Consider the following 9,579-nt stretch of genomic DNA (forward strand, 5'->3'; position numbering starts at 1 on the left):
CTCCTCGGCACCGTCCACAACCTCAGCAAACTCCTTGCTGGCACTCCGAAATCGCGCTCTTGACTCGCGGACGGGGGCAGTCGTGCGACAACCTCTGCCCTGCCCCACGGTTGTTGCGAGACCCTCCAAGCCCGGTCCCGGACGCCCAACCGGCCGGCCCAACCGCCGCCGCGCACCCATCTATGACGTCGGACTCGCCCTGGTCAGCGGCCAGTAGCAAACACGCAGGTGAGAAACCGAACACGACCCAAGACGATCACCGGAGGTAAAACAACAAGGTCAGAGTTCGTCGTGGTTCCGGTCCCCGTTGCCGGTGCGCATGGACTCCCCGCCCCGATCCGCTGCCCCGATCCGCCGCCCCGGACAGCGGGTTGTCCGGACGCGGCGCCCGAGCGAAGCGGGGTGCCGCCGGACGGACCGCGCGGCGTGGACCGCGCGGCCGTCCTTCGGTTGACCGCCGTCAGGTGCGGGTCCGGCCGGCGTTGGTCTCGGTGTCCGGTGCCCCGTCGGCGGCGTCGCCCTCTCCCCACAGCTGGGCGCCCTGCTCGGGCCGGGGGATGAGGAAGGTCGCCAGCATGCCGAGGGCGAGCAGCGCGGCGCAGGTGTAGCCGTTGATCCGGATCGCGTGGGACATGGCGTCGCGGGCGGCGTCGGCGGCGGACGCTGTCCGCGGGTCGTCGGCCAGCCCGGAGATCATCGCGCCGGCGCTGTCGGAGACCGCCGAGGACAGCCGGTCGGCGTCGGCGTCGGGCGTTCCCTGCCGGACGAGCCGGTCCGACAGGTCGGAGGCCAGTGCCGTGAAGAACGTCGAGGTCAGGACCGCGATGCCGAGTGCGGAGCCGAGCTGGCGCGCGGCGCTCTGGATTCCGGAGCCCTGGCCGGCCCGCCGCGGTGGCACGTCCGCCAGGACCACGTTGGTGACCTGGGCGGTGGCGAAGCCGACTCCCGTGCCGTACAGGAACAGGGCGATGGCGATGACCCACCACGGGGAGTCGCTGCCGGCCAGCAGGCCGAACATCAGCAGGCCGGCGGCCTCCAGGGCCAGGCCGATCCGGACCAGGCCGACCGGCCCGGTCTTCTCGGCCATGCCGAAGCTCGCGCCGCTCGCGACGAAGCTGCCGACCGCGACGACGAGGACCAGCAGCCCGGTCCGGACCGGGGAGTAGCCCAGGGCGTACTGGAGCCACAGCGGCAGCACGGCGAGCATGCCGAACTCGGCGAGGGCGATGACGAGTGTCGCGATGGTGCCCGTGCTGAAGGACTTGATGCCGAACAGCGAGGTGTCCATCAGCGGCGCCGTGCCGTTGCCCCGGGTGAGCCGCATCTGGAGGACGAGGAACAGGGCGAGGCACGCCACCGCGACGGCCAGGGCGACCGGGATGACCGACAGGCCCGTGCCGTCCCCGAAGGGGCCGAAGTCCTTGCGCGGTTCCCACCACCCGTAGTCGCGTCCTTCGATCAGCGCGAACGCGAGGAGGCCGAGGCCCGGCACGGACAGCGCCGCGCCGACGGCGTCGATCCGTCCCGGCTGGCGGGGGGAGGGCTGGAGGAACCTCGTGACGCCGACGAGGATCAGCGCGACGACCGCGATGTTGATGCCGAAGGCCCACCGCCAGGAGTGGTCGGCGAGCCGGCCGCCCAGCAGCGGTCCGACCGCGGCGGCGGCCCCGATCGTCGATCCCCAGACGGCGAACGCCTTGCCGCGTTCCGGTCCCCGGAAGGTCAGGTTGAGCAGCGCCAGCGACGTCGGCATGATGATCGCGCCACCGACCCCCTGCGCGAACCGGCCGGCGATCAGCAGTTCCCCGGTGGGCGCCAGCGCCGCACCGATGCTGGCCAGCCCGAAGACCACGGTCCCGGCCAGGAACAGCCTGCGCGCTCCCAGGACGTCCGAGAGGCGGCCCATCACCAGCAGCAGGGCGGCCAGGACGATCGCGTAGGACTCCTGGATCCACTGGGCCCCGAAGGCCGAGATCTCCAGGTCGTCGATGATCGGCGGCATCACCACGTTGACGATGGTGAAGTCCACGGCCACCAGTGAGACGCCGAGGGAGATGGCGACCAGGCCCAACCAGGCGTCCCGGCTGGTGGGTGAGGGCCGAGCAGGGTTCTCGGGCACGGTGTTCCTCCGTTCCGTTCGATGGGGGGGCACCCGCTTCGGTCGCCGAGGGCGAGGTACCGGGGGTGCCGGGGAGGCGTCCGGCCTCCGAGCCGATGGCACCCTGTCAGGAGTAGAGGACGTAATCTGACCTCTACTGCCACCGATCCGGAGGCCGATCCGTGACCGCCAGCCGAACGCTGGAGCTGCTCAGCCTGCTTCAGGCCCAGAAGGAGTGGACCGGCGACGGCCTGGCCGAGCGGCTCGGGGTGTCCCCGCGGACCGTCCGGCGCGACATCAGCCGGCTGCGCGAACTCGGCTACCCCGTCACGGCGCGCAAGGGCCCCTCCGGCTTCTACCGGCTGTCCCGCGGAGCACGGCTGCCCCCGCTGATGGTCGACGACGAACAGGCCGTCGCCATCGCGCTGGCCCTGCAGACGGCTCCGGCCTCGGTGACCGGCATGGGGGACGCCACGAAGCGGGCGCTGAACTCCGTCAGGGAGCTCCTGCCTCCCCACCTGGCCCGCAGGCTGGCGGCCTTCTCGGTCGAGCAGATGGAGAACGCCTGGGAGCTGGCCCCGCCCCAGGTCGATCCCGCGCTGCTGGCGCGGCTGAGCGCGGCCGCGCAGCAGCGCGAGCTGGTGCGGTTCGCCTACCGGTCCGTCGAGCGCGACCCCGTGGAGGACGGCGAGGTCCTGGCCGAACCCCATCGGCTCGTCCTCTGGTCCGGGCGCTGGTACCTGGTGGCGTACGACCAGCGCGGGAACTCCTGGCACACCTACCGGCTCGACCGCATCGGTCAACTGGCCTCCACCTCCTGGCGGTTCGGCCACCGGGAGGTGCCGGAGGCGGACGTCACCCGCTTCGTCCAGGGCCAGCCCGACCGGGGGGACACCGCGGACACCTGGCCGTGCTGGGGCACCGTCCTGATGGAGTGCCCCGCACCGCTGGTGGCGAAGTGGGCTCCGGGCGCGGCGAGCTTCGAGGCGGTCGACGAGCGGATCACCCGGATCCGGATGGGGGCGTGGTCCTGGTCGGCGCTCATCGGCTTCCTCGTCACCTTCGACTGCCCATTCACCGTCGAAGGCCCGCCCGAACTCGCCGAAGCGGCCCGCCGGGTGATCGGCCGCCTCGACGCCGGGGCGCCGCTGCCCGACGAGCGCGCACCGGAGCAGGCCGGTTCGGTCCGCGCCGACAGCTGACGCCGCCCACCGCTCCGATCGCGCTGCCGGGCGCGCTGCCGGGCGCCCGGCCGGAGGCCCGGCCGGAGGCCCGGCCGGAGGCTCCTCAACCCCTCTCACCTGCGAATTCGACGGGAATGTGACGCGGACACATCCGTGTGCTGCGGGGACGTTTCGTGTTCATGTCCAGATGCCCCGACCCCTGGTGCCACGTGCCGCCCGCTCACAGACTGGCCTCTGCACGTTCGTGCAATCACCCTTTGGATCGAGGAAGTTCCACCCGCATGTCCAGTTCCCCCAGACCCGGCGCTCCCCGGCCGCACCCGCCGCACCCGATGAGGAGGTGGCGTCCGTGCTCCGGTACGTGACCCGCAGGGCGGCGGGCTGGCTCCTGGTGATCGCCGTGGCCACCAACGCCACGTACTTCCTGGCCAGTTGGTTCCTCGACCCGCGCTCGAACTTCAAGGAACTGCGCCCGGTCCGCACCGAGGAGCAGATCTCGCGGGCCCTGGCCCCCTACAACCTCGACCCGCACGAGCCGCTGCTCCACCGCTGGTGGGAGTGGCTGACCGGGGTGGTGCTGCGCTTCGACTGGGGCCGCTCCCCGGTCGGGGTCCGGGTGAACGGCGAGATCGGCTACCGCTCCCTGGTCAGCGCCGAGCTGGTGATCGGCGCGACGGTCCTGTCCGTCGTCGTCGGTGTCGCGCTCGCCGTCCACACCGCCTCGCGCCAGTACGGCTGGCGGGACCGGGCCGCCCAGGCCCTGTCCATGGCGCTGTTCAACGTCCCGGTGTCCATCGCCGCCCTCGCCCTGGTGCTGCTGGCCATCCAGCTGAACGAACACGCGGGCTGGCACTTCCTGTACGTCGCGGGGGAGAACTCGCCCGACGTGGAAGGGTTCTGGGCGACGGCCGGTGACCGGCTGCTGCACCTGATCCTGCCGACGCTCACCCTCACCCTGACGGGGTACGTGGGCTACCACCTCACCCAGCGCTCCCTGCTGCTGGACGTCATCGGCTCCGACTTCGTGCGCACCGCCCGCGCCACCGGGCTCACCCGCGCCCAGGCGATCCGCCGGCACGCCCTGCGCACCGCGCTGATCCCCACCGCCCAGTCCGTGGCCTTCAGCATCCCGGCCGTGTTCACCGGCGCGGTCCTCACCGAGACGATCTTCGGCTGGAACGGCATGGGCCAGTACTTCATCCAGACCATCAGCAAGAACGACGTACACGGCACCGTGGCGACCGCCGCCTTCGCCGCCGCCCTGACCGCGGTCGGCGCGATCCTCGCGGACCTCGCCACCGTCGCCCTCGACCCGAGAGTGCGGGTGAGCTGAGATGGGCACTCCTGTGACCGCCGACGCGACCACCGACACGACCGCTGACGCGACCGCCGAAGGCGTGCTCGCCACCGGGCACGACGGGAACGACCGCCACGACGGCCGTTACCTGGGCCGTCGCCGCCTCTACCTGCGCCGCTTCCTGCGCAACCGGGTCGCCGTCGCCGGCGTGGTGATCTTCCTGCTGCTCGTGCTGTTCGGCGCGCTCGGCGACCTGCTCACCCCGTACGGCTACGCGGACGCCGACTTCTCGGCCCTGACCCAGGCGCCCAGCGCCGAACACTGGTTCGGCACCAACCAGGGCGGCAACGACGTCTACGCCGCCGCCGTCCACGGCCTCCAGCGCTCGCTGGTGATCGCGGTGACGGTGTCCCTGCTGACCGTCGCCATCGCCGCGGTCGTGGGCGCGGGCGCCGCCTACTTCGGCGGCCGGGTGGAGAAGGCCACCCTCGCCCTCATCCACTTCCTGCTGATCGTGCCCTCCTTTCTCATCCTCGCCCTGGTCTCGCACCGCCTGGCGGGCGACTGGCGGGTCCTCATCCTCGTCCTGACGGTGTTCGGCTGGATGTCCACCGCCCGCGTGGTCTGGTCGGTGTCGACGTCCCTGCGCGAGCGCGACTACGTGCGCGCCGCGGAGTACATGGGCGTGCCGCCCCTGCGCATCGTGGTGCGCCACATCATCCCCAACCTGGGCTCCCTGCTCATCGTCAACCTCACCCTGGGCGTGGTCTCCACCGTGCTCAGCGAGACCGCCCTGTCCTTCCTCGGCTTCGGCGTCCAGACCCCGGACGTGTCGCTCGGCACGATGCTCGCCGACGGCGCCGGCACCATCACCAGCGCCCCCTGGCTCTTCGCCTTCCCCGCCGGGCTGACCGTGCTGCTCACCGTCTCGATGACCTTCGTCGGCGACGGCCTGCGCGACGCCCTCGACCCCACATCCACCACCGGCGCGGCAGGAGGCCGACGATGACCCTCGCACCCGCCCGCCGCACCGCTCCCGGGACCGGGCCCGAGACCAAGCCCGAGACCGGGCCCGCCGGGGCCACCGAGCCCGCCGGACCCGCACCCGTCCTGTCCGTCCGCGACCTGCGCGTCACCTTCCCCTCCGAGGCCGGACCGGTGGAGGCCGTGCGCGGCGTCGACTTCGACCTGCTGCCCGGACGCACCCTGGGCATCGTCGGCGAGTCCGGCTCCGGCAAGTCCGCCACCGCCCTCGCCGTCATGGGCCTGCTGGCGCCCGCCGCGCGGCTCGGCGGCCGGATCCTGCTGGGCGGTCGCGACCTGGCCGCGATGGACGACAAGGAGCTCTCCCGGGTGCGCGGCAAGGACATCGGCATGGTCTTCCAGGACCCGATGTCCGCGCTCACACCCATCTTCAGCGTCGGCCGGCTGCTCTCCGAGGCGCTGCGCGTGCACCGGGAGCTGTCCAGGAAGGACGCCTGGGAACAGGCGGTGGAACTGCTCGACCTGGTCGGCATCCCCGACCCGCGCGAACGCGCCAAGGCGTTCCCGCACGAGTTCTCCGGCGGCATGCGCCAACGCGTCGTCATCGCCCTGGCCATCGCCAACAAGCCCTCGGTGCTCGTCGCCGACGAACCCACCACGGCGCTCGACGTCACCGTCCAGGCCCAGATCCTCGACGTGCTGCGCCTGGCCCAGCGCGAGACCGGCGCCGGCCTCGTCCTGATCACCCACGACCTGGGCGTGGTGGCCGGGCACGCCGACGACGTCGCCGTCATGTACGCCGGACGGATCGTCGAGCACGCGAGCGTCGACGAGCTCTTCCGCCGTCCCACGATGCCGTACACCGCCCGCCTGCTGGCCAGCGTCCCGACCGTGGACAGCGGTGTCGAACGGCCGCTGGTCCCGGTCGGCGGGGAGCCGCCGTCCCTGGCCGCCCTTCCCGGCGGCTGCCCCTTCGCGCCCCGCTGCGCGGTGGCCCGGGACGTGTGCCGGACCAGCGAACCGGACCTGGCCGCACCGATCGGCCGGCCCGGCCGCGCCGCCTGCCACCGCGCGCAGGAGATCGCCGACGGAAGCCTCGACCCGGCCGGGGAGGCGGCCGCCGTACCGCCGGCCGGCTCCGCGCGGCGGAGCGCCGGCGAGGTGGTCCTGCGCGTCGAGGACCTGGTCAAGACCTTCCCCGTCACCAAGGGGGCGCTGCTCAAGCGCCGGGTGGGGACCCTGCACGCCGTCAACCGCGTCAGCTTCGAGCTGCGCGCGGGCGAGACCCTGGGCCTGGTCGGGGAGTCCGGCAGCGGCAAGACCACCACGCTGCGCGAGGTGCTGGCGCTGCGCGCCCCCGAGGGCGGCCGCATCGAGGTGGCCGGCACCGACGTCGCCACGCTGCGGACGGCCGCCGAGGTGCGCGAGCTGCGGCGCGACATCCAGATCGTCCTCCAGGACCCGACGGACGCCCTGGACCCCCGGCTGACCGTCTTCGACCTGCTGGCCGAACCGCTCCAGGCCGCCGGCGCCGACCGGGCGGCCGTCCGCACCCGGGTCACCGGACTCCTCGACCTGGTGGGCCTGGACCGCGCCATGGGCGACCGCTTCCCCGCCGCCCTGTCCGGCGGCCAGCGCCAGCGCGTCGGCATCGCCCGCGCCCTGGCCCGCGAGCCGAGGCTGCTGGTCCTCGACGAGCCGCTGTCCGCCCTCGACGTCTCCGTGCAGGCCGAGATCATCAACCTGCTCGCCCGGCTGAAGCGCGAACTGGGCCTGGCCTACCTGCTGGTGGCGCACGACCTGGCCGTGGTGCGCTACGTCTCCGACCGCATCGCGGTGATGTACCTCGGGCACATCGTCGAGTCCGGCGCCACCGAGGAGATCTTCGCCCGGCCCCGGCACCCGTACACCAAGGCCCTGCTGTCGGCGATCCCCGTCCCCGACCCCCAGCGCGAGCGCCACCGCGAGCGCGTCGTCCTGGAGGGCGAGCAGCCCAGCGCCGCCCGGCTGCCCGAGGGCTGCGTGTTCGTCGACCGCTGCCCCCTGTACCGGGAGGCCGACGAGAGCGTCCGCACCCGCTGCCGCACCGAACGTCCGGCGACCGTCGGCGCCCCGGGCGGCTCCGACCACCGGTACGCCTGCCACGCGGTCTGACACCCTCGCCCGCCCCGTCCCTCCCTCCTCACCGATCCCCATCAAGGACATCCCATGCGTCGCAAGCTCGCCCTGCCCCTCGTACTCGCCGCGGCCGTCGCGGTCGCCGCCACCGCGTGCTCCTCCTCGTCCTCCTCCGAGGACACCGCCGGCGCCGCCTCCGGGAAGGACGCCAAGACCGCCGCCAAGGTCGCGTCCTCGGTCACCGACTACAACCCCCAGCCGTACGAGAACATCAAGGACGGCGGCACCTACACCACCGCGGGCACCTTCGACGAGCAGGGCAACCCCTTCAACGTCAACGGCACCCTGAACGCGCTGCGGGTCTGGTCCTGGTACAACGCCGACGCCATCACCTACTCCCCCAGCGGCGAGGTCCAGTACAACCCGGACTACTACAGCGACGTGAAGGTCTCGGTCGAGGGCGGCGACCAGAAGGTCGTCCTCACCCTCAACCCCAAGGCCGTGTTCAACGACGGCACCCCGATCGACTGGCGGGCCATCGAGGCCACCTGGAAGGCCAACAACGGCTCGGACAAGGACTACGCGGCCTCCTCCACCGACGGCTACGACCGCATCACGTCCGTCACCCGGGGCGCGGACGACAAGCAGGCGGTCATCACCTTCAAGGGCGTCAACGCCTCCTGGTCCGCGCTGTTCACCACCTTCCTGCACCCCGAGGCCGCCACCGTCGACAACTTCAACAAGGCGTACGTCAAGAAGGCCCACCCCGAATGGGGCACCGGTCCGTACACCGTGGGCACCTGGGACGACCACTCCGGCAACATCACCTTCGTGCGCAACCCCAGCTGGTGGGGCCGGCCGGGCAAGCTCGACAAGCGCGTCTACGTCAACCTGGAGAGCGGCGCCTCGATCAACGCCTTCAAGAACGGCGAACTCGACTACGCCCCCGTCGGGACCGCGGAGAACCTCAAGCAGGTGAAGGCGGTCAAGGACGCCGAGGTCCGCCGCGGCGGCAGCCCCTTCGAGTACGCGCTGTACCTCAACACCAAATCCCCCCTGCTCGGCGACATCCAGGTCCGCAAGGCGGTGCAGGAGAGCATCGACCGCACGCAGATCACGAAGATCCGGTTCCAGGGCCTCGACTACAGCGAGCCGCTGCCCGGCTCGGCGGTGCTCTACAGCTTCCAGCAGGGCTACCAGGACAACGTCGCCGCCGTGCTGAAGTCCGGTCCGGAGGAGGCGCGCAAGACCCTGGACGCGGCCGGCTGGAAGCCCGGGGCCGACGGCATCCGCGCCAAGGACGGCAAGCAGCTCGAACTCGGCTACACCATGCTCGGCGACGACCCCATCGAGAAGGCCACCGCCAGTGCGTTCACCGCGATGCTCAAGGCCGTCGGCGTGAAGCTGGAGATCAACAAGGTCTCCGAGAACGACTTCTCCAAGGTGCTCAGCGACCGCCGCTTCGACCTGTTCATCTCCGGCAACCGCTCGACGGACCCCTTCGGCGCACGGTACCTGTGCGACTTCTACTGCTCCGACCGCGACTCCAACATCACCGGGTCCGGCACCCCCGAGCTGGACGCGGAGATCCGCGCCACCGGGGACATCGCCGACCTCGGCCAGCAGATCGCGGCCGTCAACAAGGTCGAGCAGAAGGCCCTCCAGCAGTACGCCTTCCTGCCGCTCTACAGCGGTCCCTCCACCTACGGCATCAAGAAGGGCCTGGCCAACGTCGGCGCCACCATCTTCTACAGCCCGCTGCCCGAGACCATCGGCTGGCAGAAGTAGTACCACCACCGGCGCCCGTCCCACGGGCGACCGGACGCGCGTGCGGCGGGGTGCCGCGTCCGATCGGGCGCCGGGCCCCGCCCCGGCGTCGTCCATCGGGTGCGGAACGC

General features: G+C 72.0%; 6 protein-coding genes. 5 read left to right on the top strand and 1 reads right to left on the bottom strand.

What is annotated here, in order from left to right; all coding sequences use genetic code 11:
* Positions 1-460: 460 nt before the first annotated feature.
* Positions 461-2,119, bottom strand: coding sequence for an MFS transporter (locus ACFRAR_RS37015; protein WP_380704541.1), 1,659 nt, complete (start codon positions 2,117-2,119; stop codon positions 461-463).
* A 161-nt stretch (positions 2,120-2,280) separates the two neighbouring features.
* On the opposite strand from ACFRAR_RS37015, the gene ACFRAR_RS37020 reads away from it, so the two are divergent.
* The 5 genes from ACFRAR_RS37020 (at position 2,281) to ACFRAR_RS37040 (ending at position 9,469) form a co-directional block, all read left to right on the top strand.
* A complete protein-coding gene (locus tag ACFRAR_RS37020) occupies positions 2,281-3,300 on the top strand; it encodes a helix-turn-helix transcriptional regulator (RefSeq protein WP_380704543.1) in 1,020 nt (339 codons plus the stop codon).
* A 331-nt stretch (positions 3,301-3,631) separates the two neighbouring features.
* Complete coding sequence (locus ACFRAR_RS37025; protein ID WP_380704545.1) at positions 3,632-4,615, top strand: ABC transporter permease; 984 nt, start codon at positions 3,632-3,634, stop codon at positions 4,613-4,615.
* Between the two features lies 1 nt (position 4,616).
* On the top strand, positions 4,617-5,588 hold the full coding sequence (locus tag ACFRAR_RS37030; RefSeq protein ID WP_380704548.1) for an ABC transporter permease: 972 nt from the start codon (positions 4,617-4,619) through the stop codon (positions 5,586-5,588).
* On the top strand, positions 5,585-7,717 hold the full coding sequence (locus tag ACFRAR_RS37035; protein WP_380704550.1) for a dipeptide ABC transporter ATP-binding protein: 2,133 nt from the start codon (positions 5,585-5,587) through the stop codon (positions 7,715-7,717). Before ACFRAR_RS37030 ends, ACFRAR_RS37035 begins: the two co-directional genes overlap by 4 nt.
* Positions 7,718-7,771: 54 nt before the next feature.
* Positions 7,772-9,469, top strand: coding sequence for an ABC transporter family substrate-binding protein (locus tag ACFRAR_RS37040; protein WP_380704552.1), 1,698 nt, complete (start codon positions 7,772-7,774; stop codon positions 9,467-9,469).
* The last annotated feature ends 110 nt before the right edge of the window (positions 9,470-9,579 follow it).

The organism is Kitasatospora sp. NPDC056651 (assembly GCF_042792155.1).
Taxonomy (GTDB): domain Bacteria; phylum Actinomycetota; class Actinomycetes; order Streptomycetales; family Streptomycetaceae; genus Kitasatospora.

What these genes read in the sequence shown, in the direction of transcription:
- ACFRAR_RS37030 (WP_380704548.1), top strand. Translation starts at nt 4,617, where the DNA reads ATGGGCACTCCTGTGACCGCCGACGCGACCACCGACACGACCGCTGAC.
- ACFRAR_RS37035 (WP_380704550.1), top strand. Translation starts at nt 5,585, where the DNA reads ATGACCCTCGCACCCGCCCGCCGCACCGCTCCCGGGACCGGGCCCGAG.
- ACFRAR_RS37040 (WP_380704552.1), top strand. Translation starts at nt 7,772, where the DNA reads ATGCGTCGCAAGCTCGCCCTGCCCCTCGTACTCGCCGCGGCCGTCGCG.